This window comes from Elusimicrobium sp., from assembly GCA_015062115.1.
Lineage (GTDB): Bacteria > Elusimicrobiota > Elusimicrobia > Elusimicrobiales > Elusimicrobiaceae > Avelusimicrobium.
The window spans coordinates 75,555-94,931 of the sequence record SUVG01000006.1 but is presented as its reverse complement, the minus strand read 5'-3'; the positions used below and the strand labels follow the sequence as shown (position 1 = coordinate 94,931).

Annotated in this window: 17 protein-coding genes, 3 tRNA genes and 3 pseudogenes (2 of these 23 running past the window's edge); 6 read left to right on the top strand and 17 right to left on the bottom strand. The window is 45.8% G+C overall.

What is annotated here, in order from left to right; genetic code table 11:
• A pseudogene (locus E7027_05760) lies at positions 1 to 22 on the bottom strand (hypothetical protein) (it extends 707 nt beyond the left edge of the window).
• Positions 1 to 326: pseudogene (locus tag E7027_05755) on the bottom strand (M42 family metallopeptidase) (it extends 85 nt beyond the left edge of the window). The pseudogenes E7027_05760 and E7027_05755 overlap by 107 nt, the downstream one beginning before the upstream one ends.
• A 169-nt stretch (positions 327 to 495) precedes the next feature.
• Here E7027_05755 and E7027_05750 point away from each other — a divergent pair.
• A complete protein-coding gene (locus tag E7027_05750) occupies positions 496 to 1,473 on the top strand; it encodes a class II fructose-1,6-bisphosphate aldolase (protein MBE6421609.1) in 978 nt (325 codons plus the stop codon).
• 69 nt (positions 1,474 to 1,542) lie between these two features.
• Here E7027_05750 and E7027_05745 read toward each other — a convergent pair whose 3' ends face one another.
• The 6 genes and pseudogenes from E7027_05745 to E7027_05720 all read right to left on the bottom strand — a co-directional run bounded on the left by E7027_05745 (position 1,543) and on the right by E7027_05720 (position 6,568).
• Positions 1,543 to 2,133 carry a type II secretion system protein gene (locus E7027_05745; protein ID MBE6421608.1) on the bottom strand — a complete coding sequence of 197 codons (591 nt, stop codon included), beginning with the start codon at positions 2,131 to 2,133 and terminating at the stop codon, positions 1,543 to 1,545.
• 461 nt (positions 2,134 to 2,594) lie between these two features.
• Positions 2,595 to 2,681: pseudogene (locus E7027_05740) on the bottom strand (prepilin-type N-terminal cleavage/methylation domain-containing protein).
• Positions 2,682 to 2,754: 73 nt separating this feature from the next.
• Positions 2,755 to 3,297, bottom strand: a complete 543-nt coding sequence (locus E7027_05735; protein ID MBE6421607.1) for a hypothetical protein — start codon at positions 3,295 to 3,297, stop codon at positions 2,755 to 2,757.
• A gap of 118 nt (positions 3,298 to 3,415) precedes the next feature.
• On the bottom strand, positions 3,416 to 4,771 hold the full coding sequence (locus E7027_05730; protein MBE6421606.1) for a hypothetical protein: 1,356 nt from the start codon (positions 4,769 to 4,771) through the stop codon (positions 3,416 to 3,418).
• A 114-nt stretch (positions 4,772 to 4,885) separates the two neighbouring features.
• Positions 4,886 to 5,884 carry a GGGtGRT protein gene (locus E7027_05725; GenBank protein ID MBE6421605.1) on the bottom strand — a complete coding sequence of 333 codons (999 nt, stop codon included), beginning with the start codon at positions 5,882 to 5,884 and terminating at the stop codon, positions 4,886 to 4,888.
• A gap of 18 nt (positions 5,885 to 5,902) precedes the next feature.
• A complete protein-coding gene (locus E7027_05720) occupies positions 5,903 to 6,568 on the bottom strand; it encodes a hypothetical protein (GenBank protein MBE6421604.1) in 666 nt (221 codons plus the stop codon).
• 187 nt (positions 6,569 to 6,755) lie between these two features.
• Between E7027_05720 and E7027_05715 the strand changes: the two genes are divergently transcribed.
• Positions 6,756 to 8,069, top strand: coding sequence for an AAA family ATPase (locus E7027_05715; protein MBE6421603.1), 1,314 nt, complete (start codon positions 6,756 to 6,758; stop codon positions 8,067 to 8,069).
• 1 nt (position 8,070) lies between these two features.
• Here the strand turns inward: E7027_05715 and E7027_05710 are convergent, their stop codons facing one another.
• The 5 genes from E7027_05710 to E7027_05690 form a co-directional block, all read right to left on the bottom strand.
• Complete coding sequence (locus E7027_05710; GenBank protein ID MBE6421602.1) at positions 8,071 to 8,481, bottom strand: hypothetical protein; 411 nt, start codon at positions 8,479 to 8,481, stop codon at positions 8,071 to 8,073.
• A 110-nt stretch (positions 8,482 to 8,591) separates the two neighbouring features.
• The gene (locus tag E7027_05705) at positions 8,592 to 9,158 is read right to left on the bottom strand and encodes a prepilin-type N-terminal cleavage/methylation domain-containing protein (GenBank protein ID MBE6421601.1); all 567 of its coding nucleotides are present in this window, start codon (positions 9,156 to 9,158) and stop codon (positions 8,592 to 8,594) included.
• A gap of 400 nt (positions 9,159 to 9,558) precedes the next feature.
• Positions 9,559 to 10,848 carry a trigger factor gene (gene tig / locus E7027_05700; GenBank protein MBE6421600.1) on the bottom strand — a complete coding sequence of 430 codons (1,290 nt, stop codon included), beginning with the start codon at positions 10,846 to 10,848 and terminating at the stop codon, positions 9,559 to 9,561.
• Between the two features lie 43 nt (positions 10,849 to 10,891).
• Positions 10,892 to 10,973 (bottom strand) — tRNA-Leu (locus E7027_05695).
• 36 nt (positions 10,974 to 11,009) lie between these two features.
• A tRNA-Lys gene (locus tag E7027_05690) sits at positions 11,010 to 11,082 on the bottom strand.
• 230 nt (positions 11,083 to 11,312) lie between these two features.
• Here E7027_05690 and E7027_05685 point away from each other — a divergent pair.
• Positions 11,313 to 13,169: a DUF885 domain-containing protein gene (locus E7027_05685; protein ID MBE6421599.1), complete on the top strand. Its 1,857-nt coding sequence runs from the start codon at positions 11,313 to 11,315 to the stop codon at positions 13,167 to 13,169.
• A 50-nt stretch (positions 13,170 to 13,219) separates the two neighbouring features.
• Here the strand turns inward: E7027_05685 and E7027_05680 are convergent, their stop codons facing one another.
• The 3 genes from E7027_05680 to E7027_05670 form a co-directional block, all read right to left on the bottom strand.
• Positions 13,220 to 13,606: an OsmC family protein gene (locus E7027_05680; GenBank protein ID MBE6421598.1), complete on the bottom strand. Its 387-nt coding sequence runs from the start codon at positions 13,604 to 13,606 to the stop codon at positions 13,220 to 13,222.
• 75 nt (positions 13,607 to 13,681) lie between these two features.
• On the bottom strand, positions 13,682 to 14,080 hold the full coding sequence (locus E7027_05675; protein MBE6421597.1) for an OsmC family protein: 399 nt from the start codon (positions 14,078 to 14,080) through the stop codon (positions 13,682 to 13,684).
• Between the two features lie 39 nt (positions 14,081 to 14,119).
• Complete coding sequence (locus E7027_05670; GenBank protein MBE6421596.1) at positions 14,120 to 15,067, bottom strand: J domain-containing protein; 948 nt, start codon at positions 15,065 to 15,067, stop codon at positions 14,120 to 14,122.
• Between the two features lie 51 nt (positions 15,068 to 15,118).
• Here E7027_05670 and E7027_05665 point away from each other — a divergent pair, with 51 nt between their 5' ends.
• From E7027_05665 to E7027_05655, 3 genes are all read left to right on the top strand, one after another.
• Complete coding sequence (locus E7027_05665) at positions 15,119 to 16,360, top strand: MFS transporter (GenBank protein ID MBE6421595.1); 1,242 nt, start codon at positions 15,119 to 15,121, stop codon at positions 16,358 to 16,360.
• A gap of 38 nt (positions 16,361 to 16,398) precedes the next feature.
• Positions 16,399 to 16,473 (top strand) — tRNA-Asn (locus E7027_05660).
• Between the two features lie 556 nt (positions 16,474 to 17,029).
• Entirely contained in the window at positions 17,030 to 18,571 is a 1,542-nt protein-coding gene (locus E7027_05655) for a hypothetical protein (protein MBE6421594.1), read from the top strand.
• Positions 18,572 to 18,640: 69 nt separating this feature from the next.
• Here the strand turns inward: E7027_05655 and E7027_05650 are convergent, their stop codons facing one another.
• Entirely contained in the window at positions 18,641 to 19,276 is a 636-nt protein-coding gene (locus E7027_05650) for a hypothetical protein (GenBank protein ID MBE6421593.1), read from the bottom strand.
• Between the last annotated feature and the right edge of the window lie 101 nt (positions 19,277 to 19,377).

The window sequence follows — 19,377 nt, the reverse complement described above, 5'->3', positions numbered from 1 at the left end:
TCCCCCCTACGCGTTTGCACACGCACGCGTTGGGCCAGCAAGGTGCGCGGATCAATGCCACCCACGGTGGTAAAACGCAGAAAGCCGCGGTCGTCCACATGGGTAACCATCAGGCCTACTTCGTCCGTATGCGCGCACAGGAGCAGGTTTTTATCCCCTGTACCTTTTTTATAAGCAATTAAATTGCCCATTACATCCGTGCGCAGTTCGTCTGCATAAGGTTGTAACAAATCGGTCAAGTAAGCGCGGACTTGGTGTTCGCGGCCGGAAACTCCGGGGAGTTCGGTTAATGTTTTAAGAATAGAAAAATCTAATTTTTGGTTCATTTTTTCATCACTTTTTGACAATTATGGTATCTACATTATACTCACAACCCTCGTTTTTTGCAAGTTTTTATATAGGGAAACCGGGGTTTTTGGGGTATGTTGGTTTACAGGCGGGAAAAAAATTGTAAAATATACAGGAAGAAGTTTTATTTTTTAGGAGGAGTCTCTCATGACCGTTTCTTACAAAGAACTGGGTTTGGTAAACACCAAACAAATGTTCAAAGATGCCATGGAAGGCGGATATGCCATTCCGGCTTATAACTTCAACAACATGGAACAATTGCAAGCGATCGTAACCGCTTGTGTACAAACCGGCTCTCCGGTAATCTTGCAAGTTTCTTCCGGTGCCCGCAAATATGCCAACGCCACGCTTTTGCGCTGGATGGCCCGCGGTGCCGTAGAAATGATGAAAGAACTCGGCAATCCCGTACCCTTGGCCTTGCACTTGGATCACGGCGATACCTTTGAACTCTGCAAAGATTGCATTGACAATGGTTTCTCCTCTGTAATGATTGACGGCTCCCACTTGCCGTACGAAGAAAACGTTGCTTTGACCAAGAAAGTAGTGGAATATGCCCACGCCCACGATGTAACCGTGGAAGGCGAACTCGGCGTTTTGGCCGGTATTGAAGACGATGTCTGCGCCGACCACCACACTTATACCGACCCTGCCCAAGTGGAAGATTTCGTAACCCGCACCGGTGTAGATTCTTTGGCTATTTCCATCGGTACTTCTCACGGCGCTTACAAATTCAAAGTTAAACCCGGTGAATCTTTGCCCGAACTCCGCTTCGACATCTTGGAAGAAGTTTCCAAACGCTTGCCCGGTTTCCCGATTGTGCTCCACGGATCTTCTTCCGTTCCGCAATGGGCCGTTAAACAAATCAACGAATACGGCGGGAAATTGGAAGATACGGCCGGTATTCCGGAAGAACAACTCCGCAAAGCCGCCGGTATGTCCGTTTGCAAAATCAATGTGGACTCTGACGGCCGCCTCGTGATGACCGCTACCATCCGCAAAATCTTCGCCACCAAACCGGCCGAATTTGACCCGCGCAAATACTTGGGCCCGGCCCGCGAAGAACTTATTAAAATGTATGCCGAAAAGAACGAAAATGTATTCGGTTCCGCCGGCCGCGTGAAATAAGTAAAAAGTTTAGAACAAAAACCCCCGACTGAGTCGGGGGTTTTTTATTTGGCGGATAAACATAGAAAATTATTCAAATAAGTTGATGAGCTGCACATATCTTTTGAAAGTTTTGGACATTACCTGCTCGCAGAAATTTTTGCAGTTGTATCCGGTGCAGTTCCGGTTATACAGATATTCGGCACAAAAGGTTTTGCCTTTTAAGTCCGCCTCGGCACTTTGCCAACCGTTACCGAGATAATTATAGTGAACAAAACCCGCGCATTTGTATTTTCCGTCTATAAAATGGGCAGATATAAAATTGTGTTGCAGGTTTCCGGATGCATTATAAATAACCAATTCAAAATCTTTCCCTCTTTTAACGGACTTAGGCAGTAAATTTTTGTCACAAGTAGATGCAGAACCCGGCAAGGTTGTCAGGTTAGAATCAAAAGTTAATGAATTAAACGAGGACGGCCACCGACCGGTAGCCATGTAATAAGTTTCGCTTGCTTTGACGGCACTGGACAGCGAACTCTGTAATTGGGCGGAGCGAGCCTCTGCCACGGCTTTTTCGTACGAAGGCATTGCCCACGCTACCAAAATACCGATAATCAGCACCACCACCAGTATTTCTACAAGCGTAAACCCTGCTTTTTTATTCATAAAAAATACCTGCATATAAGTATGATATTTCTAGTATATCAAATAACACAGGTATTTTTTAGAAAAGCAAAATGCTATTTACTAAAGTAGAAGTGGCGAAAGTTTCCGTCAGAATTAGTCGGGTTTCCGTAGGCCGCTTGCAACATTGCCAAACCTTTAGGATGCGAAGTATTTCCTCTTGCACCCCAAGTAGCACTATAAGCATATACAAAAAATTCCATATGGTAATCTTTTCCGTAATCATACCTAAAAAATAAATCATTCTCGGTGGTAACTGCAAGTTTTATGAAATTATCTAAATCATATTCCCCAGTTCTACTTAGGTCAATGGTATTGCCGTTTTTATCTTTAATCTCAAAATCAATTTCTGACAAACGGCACCCTTCCCCTTTATTAAGTTTACAAAGAACCGTTTCTTGGTGAAGAGCCTTTGCCATGGGTTGCCAAGTAGAAAAACGCGCTTTACGAACGGCTTTTTCATATTGCGGAAGTGCCACCGCAGATAAAATACCGATAATCAACACCACGACCAAAAGTTCTATCAAAGTAAAACCTTTTCTCATACAACCTCCTTATAACTTATAATAAAATCTTGCTATCGTCTAGGAGTATTATACAAAAAAGTTTTACTATGATTTATTGTTTGCTCAAAGCATGGCTAATCGTCCGTCGGGCGGCCTCCGTTTGCAAGGCTTTGGCACGGACACGGTGCGCATTGGCAACGGCCTTTTTCAGTTGCTCCGGCGAGGCATTTAAGGCCTGTTCTATCGTGCCAAACGTAGCGGTAATACCGGCCATTTCCTCGGGCGCCTGGGAAAGGGCATCGGCCAGCGACATATCTTCCACTTTCAAAGCATTTAATATGTCTTCGTTGTAGCGAATAGCAGCCCCCAACAAAACCCCCAGCCTTCTCTCACGCGGAAAATTCTGGTAGACCAACACCGTACTGGATACTAACTGGGCATCTTCGTTTTGAGAAGATAGAAAAAACGCCAAACTCATATCCCCGCCCCCGGCATCATCTAACTTGGCGCGCAATACCTCTAATTTCTCCGGCATGGCTTTACGCATCGCCCCGAAAGAAGACGGCTCCGCCTCGGCCGTTTGGCTCCTTACAAAAAGAAAAACCAACACCAACAATATCACTACCCACAGATACTTACTGATATATTTTTTCATATTTATCCCCCCTTACCGGAAATATAGGGAAAGAAAAATTTTTTTCTACTTAGTTTTTAGATTAGTTTCCTAACAAAAAAACCGCCCCGTTAAGAGCGGTTTTTAGCAAATACGGTTGTTATTCTATATAAGCGATTGGCCCGCGGAATACAAATTTTTCATCCACTGTACTCATCAAGTTGTTAAGCCAAGGAACTGTTACGGGTTGGGGAGCACACTCCCGGTGAACATAAATGCTTTTGGTTTTATCTTTGGTAGAATACTTAACCGGTGTTTTTCCGCCGGATGTCAAAGGTTTTCCGCAAACGGGACAAATATCGGGCACTTTGGGAGTGGCTTGGTATTTGGCGGAGGCTATTTGACGGCGGAGTTCTTCCTGAGCGATAGCTTCTTGGGTACGCTGTTCTTCTTCCGCTTTGGCTGCCGCGCGTTTTTGAGCGGCCGCGGCTTGAGCCTTCTTATACTGCGCCAATTTTGCTTTTACCTCAGCCACTTTCCCTTCCAAGGGAGAAGAAGGAACCGGTTCCTTCTTTTTGTGTTTAGCATTTTTTTCTTCAATAGCCGTTTTAGTGGTTACCCAAGCAAAATAAGCAGTTCTTTCTTCGGGAGTAATTTCAAAAGGGATTCCATACGCATACGCAACTTTGCTATTTGGACAGAAACTCACCCAACCTTCTGTTCGACGGGCACCCATTTTTTCGGGGATTTGCACATCCATAGCGTTTAGGAACCCGTCCACATCATCACATTGGATAGAAGGTTTGCCGTTCATGATAGATTTTGTTTTAAGGAACGGACGATATTGGGCCGTAGAATATAACGGGTGAAATTTTTCTTTTCTCTCCCCTTCATATAAATCCGCTAAGCCTAAAGTATGGCCAGCTTCGTGCATGGAAATATATAAAGAGGTGTAGTGGGTACCATTTTGCCCTTTTACGCTAGTATGTGGTAGTCCTAAAAAATCAGGCTGGAAATAAAATGAATAGGCGGCACGCGTTTTTTCTCCGTTAGAATCGGTAGAATAAAAACTTCTTTCATCATACAAAGTAGCCCGCACCCGCAAATCTACTCTGGAGCGAGTTTGGGTAGAACACTCTTCCTTAGTCAAGTCGTAAGATACAAATTCAAAAGGAACCTGCGAAGGGACTACCGCCAAAACATCACGAAACTCTCCCAGACGCTCTTGTTTCACAATCGTATTACGCAACGCAGAAAACCACCTTTCGTATGAGGTAGAAACAACTTGCTCTGCGTCTGTCTTATAAGAAAAAACCTCTTTCCCTCTGTATGCTTTTGGTTTGTTTTTATCATAGTCAAACGCTTGCACATCAATGCAAGCATATATAGATTGATGAGAAAACAACTTCTTGAAAAATCCGTTATCCCGTGCTTGATCTATATTTTCCAACAAGGCCCAAGAACGAGCAGAAACACAACAAAACAAACAAAGAGAAAATAATAAAATTTTTTTCATAATTGGTTCCTATTATATGGGCTTTTTATTATGGTATAAAAGAGTTTTCCGTAGCGTCAAGAAAGCAAGAAAAAAGCCGCCCGTTTCGGGGCGGCTTTTAATAAGTTAGTAAACTTATTTGGCTTGGCTGATGGCTACGGCTACGGCTACGGTAGCACCTACCATCGGGTTGTTACCCATACCGATAAGGCCCATCATTTCCACGTGAGCAGGCACGGAAGAAGAGCCAGCGAATTGGGCATCACCGTGCATGCGGCCCATGGTGTCGGTCATACCGTAAGAGGCAGGGCCGGCGGCCATGTTGTCCGGGTGCAGGGTGCGGCCCGTACCGCCACCGGAAGCAACGGAGAAGTATTTTTTACCGTTTTCGATGGCCCATTTTTTGTAGGTACCGGCTACCGGGTGTTGGAAGCGGGTCGGGTTGGTGGAGTTACCGGTGATGGATACGTCCACGCCTTCGTGACGCATAATGGCAACGCCTTCGTTTACATCGTCGGCACCATAGCATTTTACTTTGGCTTTGTCGCCATCGGAGAAGGCTTTTTCGCTTACGATTTTAAGTTCGCCGGTGTGGTAGTCATATTCGGTTTCCACAGAGGTAAAACCGTTGATGCGGGAAATAATGTAAGCGGCATCTTTACCCAAACCGTTCAAGATAACGCGCAAGGGTTCTTTGCGCACTTTGTTGGCGGTGCGGGCGATACCGATAGCCCCTTCGGCAGCGGCGAAACTTTCGTGGCCGGCCAAGAAGCAGAAGCATTTGGTTTCTTCGCGCAAAAGCATGGCGCCCAAGTTACCGTGGCCCAAGCCTACGGCGCGTTGGTCGGCTACGGAACCGGGGATGCAGAAGCTTTGCAAACCGATACCGATTTTTTCAGCCGCTTCGGCGGCCGTTTTTACGCCGGCTTTGAAAGCGATGGCGGCACCTACGGTGTAGGCCCAAACGGCGTTTTCAAAAGCGATGGGCTGAATGCCTTTTACGATTTTTTCCACGTCCACGCCTTTATCCAAGCAGATTTGGCGCGCTTCTTCGAGGTCTTTAATGCCGGCTTCTTTCAAAGCGGCGTTGATTTTATCAATTCTTCTTTCGTATCCTTCAAAAGTGATGCTCATATCATTTCTCTCCTAGGCTTACTCTTTGCGGGGGTCAATTTTCTTGACGGCTTCGTCAAAGCGGCCGTAGGTTTTGACGTTATCTTCAAACGCTTTTTTAGCGTCGGTGCCTTTGCGGATGGCTTCCATCATTTTGCCCAAGTGGACAAATTTGTAACCGATGATTTCGTTGTTAGCATCTAAACCGATTTCGAGCACATAGCCTTCGGCCATTTCCAAATAGCGCGGGCCTTTGGCTTCGGTACCGTACATGGTGCCTACTTGGCTGCGGTGGCCTTTACCCAAGTCTTCCATACCGGCGCCGATCGGCAAGCCGTCTTCGGAGAACGCGCTTTGGGTGCGGCCATAAACGATTTGCAAAAAAAGTTCGCGCATAGCGGTGTTGATAGCATCGCAAACGAGGTCGGAATTTAAGGCTTCCAAAATGGTTTTACCGGGCAAGATTTCCGCGGCCATAGCGGCGGAGTGAGTCATACCGGAGCAACCCAAGGTTTCCACCAAGGCTTCTTTAATTACGCCGCCTTTTACATTGAGCGTAAGTTTGCAAGCGCCTTGTTGAGGGGCACACCAGCCTACACCGTGGGTGAGACCGCTGATATCGCTAATTTGTTTGGCTTTGACCCATTTACCTTCTTCAGGAATCGGGGCCGGATCGTGCTTGGCGCCTTTGCAAACGCAGCACATTTCTTTCACTTCAGGGGTGCATTTTTCGCAGCTCATGAGATCTCCTATATAAAAATAAATCTTCCCTTATATTTTACAATAATTGGAGTAAAAAAACCCCTTTTTACCTTGCTAAATTAAAAACCCTGCTGCCTCCTTATCAAAACAGTCCGTTCTGCCGTTCCCCCCTAATTGGTATAATTTAGATATGTCCGCAACCAAATCTCCCATTATTTTAACCGACGAATTCAAAGATGCCTTGGCACTTTTGGAAGCCCAACCGCCGATAAAACCGCTTATTTTTATTACGGGACGCGCCGGCACGGGTAAAACCACTTTGTTAAAATATTTCACCGAACATACCGCCCAAAATACCGTGGTATTGGCCACCACCGGTCTGGCGGCTATTCATGTGCATGGGCAGACGGTTCACTCGTTTTTCCGCTTAAAACCGGGGAATTTGCTGGACAAAAGTAACCTGAAACGACTTCCCCGAAAAACGGTGGACGCTGTGGATACCATTATCATAGACGAAGCGTCCATGTTGCGGGCAGACTTGCTAGATGCCATTGACCATATTTTGCAAATTTCCACCCGTAGCGATGAACCCTTCGGCGGGAAAAAGATTGTACTGTTCGGCGACTTATTCCAACTCCCCCCGGTGGAAGAACATATTTCCGGCGGGCTGTTTGATTATTTCCGCGAAATTTATCCGTCCCCATACTTTTTTGAAGCCCAGGTGTTAAGGCGCCTTCCCACGGAAGTTTTTGAACTGCGCCGTATCTTCCGCCAAAAACAAGACCCGGACTTCACCCGTCTGCTGAACTTAATTCGCGAGGGACAAGCCACCCAAGCAGAACTGGACGCCTTGCTTAACACGCGCAAAACTTTTGATTTGCCGGAAAAATTTGAAAACTGCATCATTTTGGCCCCCACCAACCGCGAAGCCGCCTGGAGAAATTTGCGCTATTTGGCGCAACTGCCCGGCAAAGAATACGAGTATCCGGCCGCCGCCGATGAAAGTTTCCAACAAAAAACCACCCCGGCGGAAGCGTACCTGAAGTTAAAAAAAGGGGCCAAAATTATGATGCTCGTGAACGACGATAACTGGGTAAACGGGGATATCGGCACCGTGCATGAATTGGGGGAAGATTTTATTAAAGTGGAGCTGAAGGGGTGCATTTACAAAGTGGAACCTCATGGGTGGGAAGATGTCCGCTACGAGTTCAATGCTCTTACGCAAAAATTGGAACCGCGCGTGAAGGGTTTTTTCAAACAGTTTCCCCTCAAGTTGGCTTGGGCTATCACTATTCACAAATCGCAAGGCCTCACCTTTGACAATATCTACCTGGATATCGGCCGCGGTGCCTTTGCACCGGGGCAAACCTATGTGGCGTTAAGCCGTTGCCGCACGTTGGCAGGCGTGCACTTAAAAAAGGACATCTCGGTAAGAGATGTCCTGTGTGATGCACGGGTAAAACAATTTTTTGAATATGTGCGCGCCAATCGCGTACTGTCTTAATTTATTTTTGTAACAAAATAAGGCCCCCCAAAAGGGAAGCGCCCAGTCCAACAATTATGAAAATAAAATAAAGGATATTACTTTCTTTTAGCCGGACATCATGCAAGTTATCGGGGTCAATGCCCACTGTCATTTGTTTTCCCATTTTAGGTATTGAACTGGTATAGACAGAGCCTTGCACTTCATGGGTTTGGCCTTCAAACTCATAACGGACCAAAGGAGTATAGGTGCCACGGCCTTTAGGGTGGTACACTCTTCCGTTGTATGACATTACCGCAGAATCTCGTTTGTTGGGGATAGCATCAATCACAACCCCCTTAACAAGAATCGCTTTATTAAAAAAAGCAGAGGTTTTTTTCAACCCTATAAAACCAACAAATGCAAAAACTAAACCCACCAAAAGAAATAGCATAATATAACTCCTTCCCTCGTATTTAGTTTTATTATATCAAAAAATTACATACCGAAAAATAAACCACAAAAAACCCCGCCCTTGCGAGCGGGGTCATACTACAAATTCAATTACTGAATCGCAGGTTTTGTAGGGAGTTCGCTAGCGGTTTCAACACCGTGATAGTCCATACAAAGGGCGTCATCATCAGCACCTGCACCTTTAGAGCAAACAGCCGGATCGGTAGAATCATACATTTTGGCAATTTGATATCCATACTGACCGGTACCTACTCTGTGAGCAATTACACCAGAGGTATTTTTGGGACTAGAAGAGGCACTATCCCCAATTAAAACGATATAGAAACCGTTTTGCCCACCACAAACCGTATTACCAGGGTGTGTAGTCGCACCCGCAGTACCGGCAGCAGGTTGGGTACCTTTGGTACAATAAGCACCGGCAGCAACAGCATTAGCCGGAGCGACATCCAAAGAAGTCCAGTTTTTGGCAAATTTACCGGTTTTCATTTTGTAACGTTGTTGCGCGTTCACTACCGTACCAATCAAGGTATCCGCTTCCGCCGCGCGGGCGCGTTCTACCGCTTTGAAGTAAGCGGGCATGGCCATGGCGGCCAAAATGCCGATAATGAGTACCACTACCAGCAATTCTACGAGGGTGAAACCCTTGTTATTATTCATAATTTTATCTCCTTTTTAATGTGCGGCCCGGGACGGGTACTGTAGGAGTTTTTAGATAACCTTTCCCGGGCCGTATCCCCACTATAACAAAAAAAAAAACGGGTCAAGTCTTTTTTGATCCCTCTTGCTAAAAACTCTAAAAAGGCTCTTTTTCAACAAATAAAAAGGCAGGATTTTTTTCAAAATCCCTGCCTTTTCCAACAACAAAAACACGTTCCTTCTTCCGTTACTGCAACCCAAAAAAGAGAGCGGACTTAAAAATTAAGTCCGCTCCATGAGGTTAAAACCGCTTGTCCCGCCGTGTTCCGTGATTACACAACCAGGAAAACGGTTCTCTTACCGACACCACACCCGTCCGTTTTCCGTAAACGGTTGCGGACGGGTGTGAGTGCTACGGAAATTATTTATATTTGGCTTCGGCTTTCAAGAAATCAAAAACTTTGCGTTCGGTAAGCGTAGCCAAAATGTGGGCTTTGCGTTCATTGAAGAAAGATTTGATTTTCTTTTCGTCGCCTTTATTTTGAACATTGGAAGCAAGGCTCTTATCAAGTTCCGCTTGCCAATCGGCTTCGGCGGCTTCCAAGTTTTCTTTTTTGGCGATAGCGTGCACAATGTAGCCGATGCGCAAGTCTTTTTCTACGCTGGGTTTAATGCGTTCTTCAAAAGATTTGCGTTGTTCGGCGGTAAGTTGTTCGGGTTTCATTTGGGTCATGCTGCGCACAAAGTTGTTCAAAGAAGAATCGGTATATTCTTCTACCAAGCTTTGCGGGAGTTCAAAATTATTGGCTTTTACCAAGTGATTTTCGATTTGGGCGATTTCGTCGCGGGTGGCATTTTGTTTGGCTTCCGCGTCCAAGCTTTCTTTCACTTTGGCTTTCAAAGCGTCCAAGGTTTCGAAACCCATGTCTTTGGCGAAGTTATCGTCCAAGGCGGGCATAATTTTGTTTTTGATATCGTCCACGGTTACATGGAAGGAAAGGGTATCTTCGCCTTCTTTGGCTTCGATATCTTTTTCGTCACCTTTTTTAAGACCTTTAATGCCTTCGGCCAAACCGGGCATGGTTTGCGGAGCGGCCATATCCACCAGTTCGCTGTCGGCGCTTAATTTGTAATCTTCGGTACCGTTGCGTTTGCCGGTGTAGTGAACGACGGCGTAGCATTTATCGTCAATCACGGCACCTTCGGCAGCCGTTTCCAAGCGGGCGTTGGCTTCCAACACACGGTTTAAGTTTTCGGTTACATCTTCGTCCGTGGCGGTTTCCGGTTTTTTGGTGATTTCGATGCCTTTGTAGTCGCACACATCAAATTCCGGGGCGACATCTACGGCAATTTCAAAAGTGAAGGTTTTGCCTTCGTCAAAGTTGGCAAAATCGGCTTTGGTTAAGGTAGGCACGGCAACGGCGTCCAACTTAGCATCTTCCAAGGCGGCATTGATGGCAGATTTAACGGTTAAATCCAAGGCGCGTTCTTTGATGTGCCCGCCAAAATTTTGTTTGACTAAATCAAGCGGTACTTTACCGGCGCGGAAACCTTGCATTTGCGCGCGGGATTGCACTTGCACAGCGGCATTTTGGAAATTTTTGGTTACCAATTCGGGGGCGGCTTCAACGGATAAAGTTACCCGGCAGCCTTCTTTAGAGATTTGTTTGGTTTTCACTTCCCCGGCTTGGGCGGTTTTGAAAATAGACATGCTAATTACGCTCCTATCATACCCGGCATTATTACCGGAAATATGGACGGAGAGGGACTTGAACCCTCACGGATTGCTCCATACGCTCCTAAGGCGTACGCGTCTACCAGTTCCGCCATCCGTCCTCGTTTCTACTTTTATAATTTTATAGAAAATCAAAGTGGGCCATGTGAGGCTCGAACTCACGACCTTACGCTTAAGAGGCGTCTGCTCTACCAACTGAGCTAATGGCCCATAAAAGGTTAACAAATAGATTATAGCAAAAAACGCACGGGTGGGTAAACGGCCCTAGGAAGACCTTTAACAATCCCAAACTGCGTTTTAGGGATAGTTTATTTTAACAAATTGTCTTTGACGGTGTAAACCTTTTTTAAGAAGGAAAAACTTTTGTTGACACACCCGCCCTCAAACATTTAGAATAAAGTAGTGTATGCACAACTTTATACAATAGGAATTTCCTAAACATGAATACAAAAAAATTATTGGGTTTTTTGGTTGCATGTGTGTGTGCATTTGGCACTTTTACACTACATGCCCAAGAGTTTAGTTTCGAAGACATTGATGCTCTTCTTGAGGGAAATGTCCTGACGGACGCCTCCAACCGCTACTCTTCCGTTATTTTATCTTTCTTTCCGGAACGAGCCACCCGCATGGGATATACTTCCGCCAACGCCAAGTTGGACGAACGTTCCCCGCGTAATACCTCCCAAGCTTTAGCCGCCCTGCGCGGCGTGCAGGAGCTGGCCAACACCGTGAAAGCTCAAAAACTTTCCCCCGCCAAACAAGTAGATTTGGAAATGTTGAAAAATGCCTTGGCGGCGGATATTTTTGTGTTGGAACAAAACCCGGTAGTCACCAATCCTTTATATTACACACAAGCCATTGATGCCATATATGATGTGCTCTTGCTTCCTTATCCTACCGAAGAAAAACGCCGCGAAGATTTAATCGCCCGCGTAGATGCCTTGCCGCAAGTGGCCCAATCCGCGCGCGAAAACTTGGCGCAACCGCCTACCTTCCTTTCCCAACAAGCCATGGAAAAAGCCTATTATGCTTACCTGTCTTTTGAAGAAATAGCAGTAGCCATGTTGGAAGGGGTAGAAGACGAATTTAAGATACAAGAAATCAAACAACAGGGCCGCGATGCCAAAAAAGCCCTCCGCGATATGTTTGATTTGTTCAAACAACTTTCCCAAGATAAAAACCTGCAAGATTTCCGCTTGGGAGAAAAAATGTATGCGCGTGTGTTAAAAAACCGCTATCAGGTGGACGAACCCACTGCCAAGTTAATTAAAAAATTGGAAAAGAATTTCTCCGACACCCAAAAAGCCTTGGCCGAACAATTAACCCCCTTCCAAATGGAAGCGGCGGAAGCCGAAGAAGAAGTAACCGTTATTGACGGCCTGAACGATCAGCCGACCGTGGAAGAAGTGGAGGACAAAAAACCGGCTAAAAAGAAAAAACAAGCCTATGTTCCCCCCACGGCTCAAAGTTTTTATGTAGTAGCCAAACGCGCCGTTTCCGCCACGGAACAAGAAGACCCGGTGGAAGCCTTGGAAAAAGATGCTAACCAACTGGCCAATTTCTTTGCCCAAAAAGGGGCTTTACCTGCCGGCCCGGTGAATTTTTCCGTTAAACCCATGCCGCAGTTCTACACTTATTCCAAGGCCTATTTATTCCAACCTTTCTATGGGGAACAAGTAACCGAAGCGGCGGACTTCTTCCTGCGTTTACCCGCCGGAAACCAATTGGCCAAAGAAGAACAATTAAAGCGCGATTTCAATACGCCTGTACGCAAATTGATGCTCAGCGGCGAACTGATTCCCGGCCGCTACTATCAAGCCCTTTCCAGCAAAAATCTTTCGGATATCCGCCGTTTCTATCCTTCCGCTTCCCTGGCGAACGGTTGGAGTGCTTACGCGCAACACCAAGCCAAAGAACAGGGCTATATCCTGACGGACGAAGAACTCTTGTTCTTAACCTGGGCCGACTACCGCCGCGCAATCATGGCTTTGTTGGACGCAAAACTCCACACGCAGGCTTTCTCTTACACCGATGCCATTAACTTCCTCGTGCAAGAAAATGCCTTCGAGCAAAAAGAAGCCGAAGAAATGTTAAAACAACTTGCGGCCGAACCCGGCAAATCTGTCAGTTACCTGGCCGGGTTGGAAGCATTGGAAACCGAACACGCCAAATATCATAAAAAATACGGTAAAAACTTCAACGAAGCGTTCTTCAACGAACAATTGTTGAAAGTAGGAAATGTACCGCCGAACCTGTTGAAACCCGAACTGGAACGGTTGTATAAAGGAATTAAATAAGTTTTATCACAAAAAATACCCCCGCGAACCGGGGGTATTTTTTTGTCTGTTTATTTGATGTGTATGGTGTAGGCGATATCAGCCCGCAGACTGTTATGCACCGGACAGGTTTGGGCCGCGCGTGAATAAAATTCCTTTTGCGCAGCCGTAAAATGCGAAGGGAACAAAAACGAAATTTCCATCGCCGTAATTTGGGTATGTTTTTCGTCAAATTCCGGCGCGATGCGCACTTCCGTCCCCACGGCATCTTCCCCCCGCTTGGAAGCCATAAAGCCTATCATCGTCAGCATACAGGCCCCTAACGAAGCACACAACATTTCCCCCGGGTTCAAATCTTCCCGAGGGGCATTGAAGGCCGTTTTTACGGTAACGGGTTGGCTTAACAGCCCCCCTTGCGTACATAGGTTTTGTCCCAGTTTTACTTGAATAATCGGCATAATAATCCCCCTTTGCTGATTTTTGAAATTCTACCATTTTTGGTAAATTTCGCACAGGGGGATTTTTATACTATATTACAGAATCGTAACGGTAGTTTTTACTTCCGGGTGTAAGGTTTGATGCACCGGGCAAGCGTGAATAGCCGTTTGGTAGAACTTTTTTTGGTCTTCCGTAAAGTGCGCCGGGAATTTTACTTTTAACACGAATTCTCCCACACGGCGCGGATTGGAAGACATAATTTTATCCACCTCTATTTCGGCTCCGTCCAATTTTTCTCCGCGGGCTTCGGCCATTTTTCCCATAATGGTAAGAATACAGGAAACAAGCGCACTCGCCAATAAATCGGTGGGTGAAAAGCAACGGCCTTTTCCGCCGTTATCGGGCGGCAAATCGGTGCGGATTTCGGCCCCGGTCGGCCCGTGGATTAAAAAGGTTTCTCCGTCGCCTTTATAAGTGCAAGTAATGGTAGTCATATCTGTTTCTCCTTTATCGGTAAATTATTCCTCGGTAAATTATTCCAAGGATGCCAATTTGGCAAATAACTCTTTTTGTTCTTTGGTTAACGTACGCGGAACATCGATGGTCAAAGTAACATACAAACTGCCTTTGGAACTTAACCCTTTTCCGCTTAATTTTAATTTTTTTCCGTTGTGCGTACCGGCCGGAACTTTTACTTTAATCGGGCCGTCCAAGGTAGGCACGAAAATGGCCCCGCCCAGAGCCGCCGTCCAAGGCATAATGGTAACGGGTACATATAAATCTTCCCCTTCCAAACGGTACATGGCATGCGGACGAATTTTTACAACCAAGTACAAATCGCCGTTTCCGCGTTTAGTGGGATTTCCCATGCCTTTTAATTTTATCTTTTTACCTTCGCCCACTCCCGCAGGAAGTTTCACGGTAACGGTACGCCCGTTGGGAAGTGTAAGTTGCATATTGCCGCCGCGGTGGGCATCTTCCAAATTAAGGGCCAGTTCCGCTTCCACATCGCCCGCCGCCTGACCGGAAGCCGCACTGCGGCCGAAGTTTTGACCAAACCCGCCAAAACCGCCGCCGCCCATATTGCCGAAAATGCTTTGGAAGAAATCGCTGAAATCGCCCCCGCCAAAACCGCCGGAGAAACCGCCAAAGCCCTGTCCGCCGCCGTATGAGTATTGCTGGTATTGTTGATAGGGATTTCCCTGTGCGCCGCGTCCGTGCGAGGCCCCCCCGCCGCGGGCATATTGTTGGTAACCTTCCTGACCTACCTGGTCGTAAATGGTGCGTTTTTGTTTATCGGAAAGCACGGTGTAGGCCTCGTTGACATCTTTGAATTTTTCGGTCATTTTGGCTTTGTCGGCCTCCGGGTGCATATCCGGGTGATATTTGCGCGCCATGGACTTGAACGCTCTTTTTATTTCCGCGTCCGTAGCCGTTTTGTTTACCCCTAAAATTTTGTAATAATCTTTATATTCAGCCATAAAGTCCCCCTTTCTTGCTACCATTTTATATAATTTTGAAAAGAGTTCAATATGAAATTATTAACTATAAACTCTCCCAAAACCCCGCTTAAACTGATTTTGACGACGGAAGCGTTTTCCTCGTTTACCAACCAGTTTATGCAAATTTTGTTACCTTGGTATATTTTATCCACTACGGGTAGCGTTCTGTGGACGGGGTTTGTGGGTTTCTGCGCGTTACTGCCCAATATTTTTTCTTCTCTTTTCGGGGCACCGCTTATTGATAAGGCAGGCCGTTCCAAAGCCATGTTTACCTGCGAGGTTATCCAGTTTTTACTTTTGGGTTCTATCCCTGTTTTGATTGCTTTTCACTGCGCTTGGCCGTGGTTAATCGGGATACTGATTTTTTTAAGTTCCTTTTTTGATGCCCCCGGCCAACTGGCCCGCACGGCTTTATCCCCCACCTTCTCGCGCTATGCGGGGGTGGCGGTTTCCAAAACGGCAGGGATTGTGCAATCTTTCGACGGTATTATGTGTGTGGCGGGGCCTATTGTGGGCGGGACGGTTATTGCGTGTTGCGGGCTTTTTTCGGCATGGGTGTTGTGCGCCGTGTTTTGTTTGATAATTGTTATCATCTGCACCGTTCTTTATTCCAACCGCAAACCGCGTACGCCCAGAAGGTTGCCTTCGTACGCGGAAGTGTGGCAAAACCTCCGCACGGACAGAACCCTCTGGGAACCGATGCTTTTTATGCTTCCTACTTTTATTTTAGGCGAATCGTGGGAACTTATTTTGCTCCCCGCCTATATTTACGAACACGGCTTTAATGCCGTGTATTTAGGGGCGCTCGGGGCGGCGTTCGGGTTCGGGGCGTTTTTGGGGGCTATCGGTTTTGCCAAATGGGCGGGCAAGTTTTCTTTTTCCGCGTTGCTTACCTGTAACTATATGGGATATTTGTTGTCTATCGTCGTACTTTATTTCAAATTGCCCACTTGGGCCGTGTTGGGGGCGACTGGGCTGTGCGGAATCCCCTTTGGTGCCTTTGGAGCGATGATTAACAGTATTATTTTACTTCGCACACCCACGGAACTGCGCAGTAAAACGCTGGGGCTGTTTGCCACCGCTACCTACACGGTGGAAAGTTGCTGTGTGTTGGGCATTGCGTTTTGTATTCATTGTTGCGGGCTTGCCGATACTCTTTTCGGGGCAGGCACTATATTTGCTATACTTGTTTTTGTGAGCATTTTTATAAAAAAGAAGGAAGACTTTTGGCGCGTTTTATCGTCGGAAGAAAATAAATTGTTTACAAAATAATTTTTTTTTAATACAATAAATATGTAGCAAGAATTTATTCCCCGATAGCTCAATGGTGGAGCGACCGGCTGTTAACCGGTAGGTTGTAGGTTCGAGTCCTACTCGGGGAGCCATTTGAAATATTAAACCCTTTGGTAAATATGCCAAAGGGTTTTTTGTATAGTAAACGCGCAGGATTCGCTTTTTTGTTTTTTCTGCCATATCATCTACCAAGGCGCGAAGAACGGCGCGGTACCATGCTCTTATGCCTGCGTTTGGCCGCACCGCTTTTCCGTAAACGATATTTTTACCTTGGCTTTTCATTTAACCCCTTAAAAGAAGCATTCTAATTCCACAGAATACCCCTTGTTTTTTTCCATTTCATTAGGTATACTATCTGTAGAGGAAGGAACGGGAGCCCCGGCATTAGGAGTCGGCAAGCTGACAGTTCCTTCCTCGTTTTTTCTCAAAACATGGTTATAATAGATATTCCCGTTGTTATCTTCCCTAACGCTCAAAACCACATTACTTCATCTACATATTTTTTCGTATAACATCAACTAGGGGAAGCCATTTGAAATATTAAACCCTTTGGTAAATATGCCAAAGGGTTTTTTGTATATGCTCAAAAGTCTTTCTGTGCTACAATATAAGTGTTGAAATATTCAAAATAACGGTTACACTTATAACATGAAGAAATCTATTACTTTTTTCCTCTTTTTGAATTTTTTATTAGTCGCGTTGCCCCTGTTAGCGGCCGCGCCTTGGGGCGTTATGGACGACTATGTGGAACCGCGTAATAAAGAAATTCCTTTAGAAAAATTTCTATCCGGGAAAACCATTTATTATTTTATGGAAGAAGAGGACGGCCGACCCGCACCCGAACTTGCGGAACAAATGGCCAACCAAAGTTTATTTTTGCGGGCCGTGAACGCCTGGCCGGCCTATGCGTTGCAACAAATTGAAAAGGCAGGCCGTACCGAAGAATTTGCCGACCTTTTACCGCTACTCAAGCAAAAACCAAACCTGCAAAGAACCAACGACCGCAATCAAGCCGATGTGCAAGTGCTTTTTGCCTCCCCCAGCGAGTTGCGCTCAAATTGCGACGAAACAGCCCTTGCTTGTTTTATTTTTAATAAATTGATTATTGTGCCCCAAGTGGTAACCTACCACGATAAATCTACCAACTACAACGAAGTTTTAAGTTCCCTTATCCACGAGGTGGGGCACTTTTACGGCATGGCAGACCAATACTATAACGGAGCAGAAAAAAATGCTTCCGCCGTTTACTCCACTTCGGACAGGATAGACTCCGACAACAGCCTCATGGCCTATTCAAAAAAACTATCCTGTGACGATGCAGACGGCTTTATTAACCTGATAGATATAACCCAAAACAGGCTTAAGGGGCAGTTTTCCCCACGCGCACAAAAAGGGTGGCAAAGTTTTTGCGATGATACCCTATACAAAAAGGCCAAAGTGGTGAACAGAAAAAGTTATTCCATCGGCAACAGAACGCACGAATATGATGCAGATGGAAACTTAAAACACACGCATTATCAGGCTCCGTTCTTCTATCACCAAGTACCCCTTTCACACTTAATGGGAAACCGCTATTTTATGAGAACTCTAACGGGAGATTGGAAATTAACCTTCTATGAAGATGAAATTGTGTTTGAAAACGGAAAAAATATCTTATCGGCCAAACGCGAAGAAAGAGTAGACGGCATCCATTGGACTTTCCCCTTTATGGAAGAAGACGCCACCGTAACTTTAGAGGAAAACACTTGCAGGACTAACCTGCACTTTGATGATGCATTTTCTATTTTTACCTTCTTTGATGAGCAAGAAAAAATTTACAGAACGGAAGGCATGCTTTGGAATTTATCTAACACAAAATCTACCATTAACACCCTGCTAACCAATCAATCCGATAAACTGATTGCTTATTTAGATTCGGAACCGGCTTTTGGGGAGAAGGGAGTTTGCAGCTTAAAATATGATTTTTCGCCTCTCATGACTCTGGAAGGGGAAGAGATAACATTTGTAGATAACGAGGTAATGAAGAAATTGACTGCAGATAAAAAACTCCCACGCACGGCTTTACTGCTTGGAGCCATAGACCTTTGTAAAAAAATGAAAACCCAAGAATTACAACGGAAAAACTCCTTGGAAGAATCTTCCCAATTTTGTAATTTCTTTAGGAATATGGAAGAAAAATTCTATAAATAATTAAAACACCCCCCGTCAACCGGGGGGTGTTTAATTTTTCCCTTTCATGTTACATCCTCTTATTTCTTTTTAGCGCCCGTTCCGTTGCCCCCTTTCTGCGCGTTTTGCGGTTTGGCTCCGCCCTGTTTGTTGGCCGGCTTGGCCGCGGCCGAAGGCTTGTTTGCCTTGTTGGGCTCCTTGCCCGCCGAGGAAGGTTTGTTTACCTTGTTGCCCGAAGGATTTTTGCCCGGCGTTAGCGCGTTTTGCTTGGAAGGAGCCTTGTTGTTTCCCCCCGAATTTTTGTTCTGTGCGGGAGAAGCCTGCTTGGAAGGCTCTTTTTTCTTGTCCTTTATTACCTCCTTTCCCGAAATGGGTTTTTTGTTTACCGGCTTTGCCTTTTGGGGCGGGTTTTGCTTGGCCGACACCGTATTTAGGTTTCCCTTTACCGGGGCGTACTTGGTGTTGGACGATAACAGGACGGTATTTTTTACCGAAATGTTGTTTTTTTTTATGATGGGCGTAACGGGGGCCGGGTTTTGTATATATATGTTGGACGATTGGTGCGTGATAGTAACGCCTTTCTCCCCCCCTGTGGTGCTTTTCCACTACTACCGTAGAGGTAGGAACATACGCCATGCTTACCCGTCCGCTCGGGGACACCGTGGCCATACAGCCACCCAACATCACAAAACTGCCCAGCATTACACAAAGTTTCATTTTGTTCATAAGATTACCTCCTGTATATTTTTCAAACACTTGTTTGAATTTTTTTATTGCACTTTATTTTTTACTGTGAGTTTTTTGCGAGGGAAAACCCAAATTTATAT

What these genes read in the sequence shown, in the direction of transcription:
- E7027_05750 (MBE6421609.1), top strand. Translation starts at nt 496, where the DNA reads ATGACCGTTTCTTACAAAGAACTGGGTTTGGTAAACACCAAACAAATG.
- E7027_05745 (MBE6421608.1), bottom strand. Translation starts at nt 2,133, where the DNA reads ATGCAGGTATTTTTTATGAATAAAAAAGCAGGGTTTACGCTTGTAGAA.
- E7027_05735 (MBE6421607.1), bottom strand. Translation starts at nt 3,297, where the DNA reads ATGAAAAAATATATCAGTAAGTATCTGTGGGTAGTGATATTGTTGGTG.
- E7027_05730 (MBE6421606.1), bottom strand. Translation starts at nt 4,771, where the DNA reads ATGAAAAAAATTTTATTATTTTCTCTTTGTTTGTTTTGTTGTGTTTCT.
- E7027_05725 (MBE6421605.1), bottom strand. Translation starts at nt 5,884, where the DNA reads ATGAGCATCACTTTTGAAGGATACGAAAGAAGAATTGATAAAATCAAC.
- E7027_05720 (MBE6421604.1), bottom strand. Translation starts at nt 6,568, where the DNA reads ATGTGCTGCGTTTGCAAAGGCGCCAAGCACGATCCGGCCCCGATTCCT.
- E7027_05715 (MBE6421603.1), top strand. Translation starts at nt 6,756, where the DNA reads ATGTCCGCAACCAAATCTCCCATTATTTTAACCGACGAATTCAAAGAT.
- E7027_05710 (MBE6421602.1), bottom strand. Translation starts at nt 8,481, where the DNA reads ATGCTATTTCTTTTGGTGGGTTTAGTTTTTGCATTTGTTGGTTTTATA.
- E7027_05705 (MBE6421601.1), bottom strand. Translation starts at nt 9,158, where the DNA reads ATGAATAATAACAAGGGTTTCACCCTCGTAGAATTGCTGGTAGTGGTA.
- tig (MBE6421600.1), bottom strand. Translation starts at nt 10,848, where the DNA reads ATGTCTATTTTCAAAACCGCCCAAGCCGGGGAAGTGAAAACCAAACAA.
- E7027_05685 (MBE6421599.1), top strand. Translation starts at nt 11,313, where the DNA reads ATGAATACAAAAAAATTATTGGGTTTTTTGGTTGCATGTGTGTGTGCA.
- E7027_05680 (MBE6421598.1), bottom strand. Translation starts at nt 13,606, where the DNA reads ATGCCGATTATTCAAGTAAAACTGGGACAAAACCTATGTACGCAAGGG.
- E7027_05675 (MBE6421597.1), bottom strand. Translation starts at nt 14,080, where the DNA reads ATGACTACCATTACTTGCACTTATAAAGGCGACGGAGAAACCTTTTTA.
- E7027_05670 (MBE6421596.1), bottom strand. Translation starts at nt 15,067, where the DNA reads ATGGCTGAATATAAAGATTATTACAAAATTTTAGGGGTAAACAAAACG.
- E7027_05665 (MBE6421595.1), top strand. Translation starts at nt 15,119, where the DNA reads ATGAAATTATTAACTATAAACTCTCCCAAAACCCCGCTTAAACTGATT.
- E7027_05655 (MBE6421594.1), top strand. Translation starts at nt 17,030, where the DNA reads ATGAAGAAATCTATTACTTTTTTCCTCTTTTTGAATTTTTTATTAGTC.
- E7027_05650 (MBE6421593.1), bottom strand. Translation starts at nt 19,276, where the DNA reads ATGAACAAAATGAAACTTTGTGTAATGCTGGGCAGTTTTGTGATGTTG.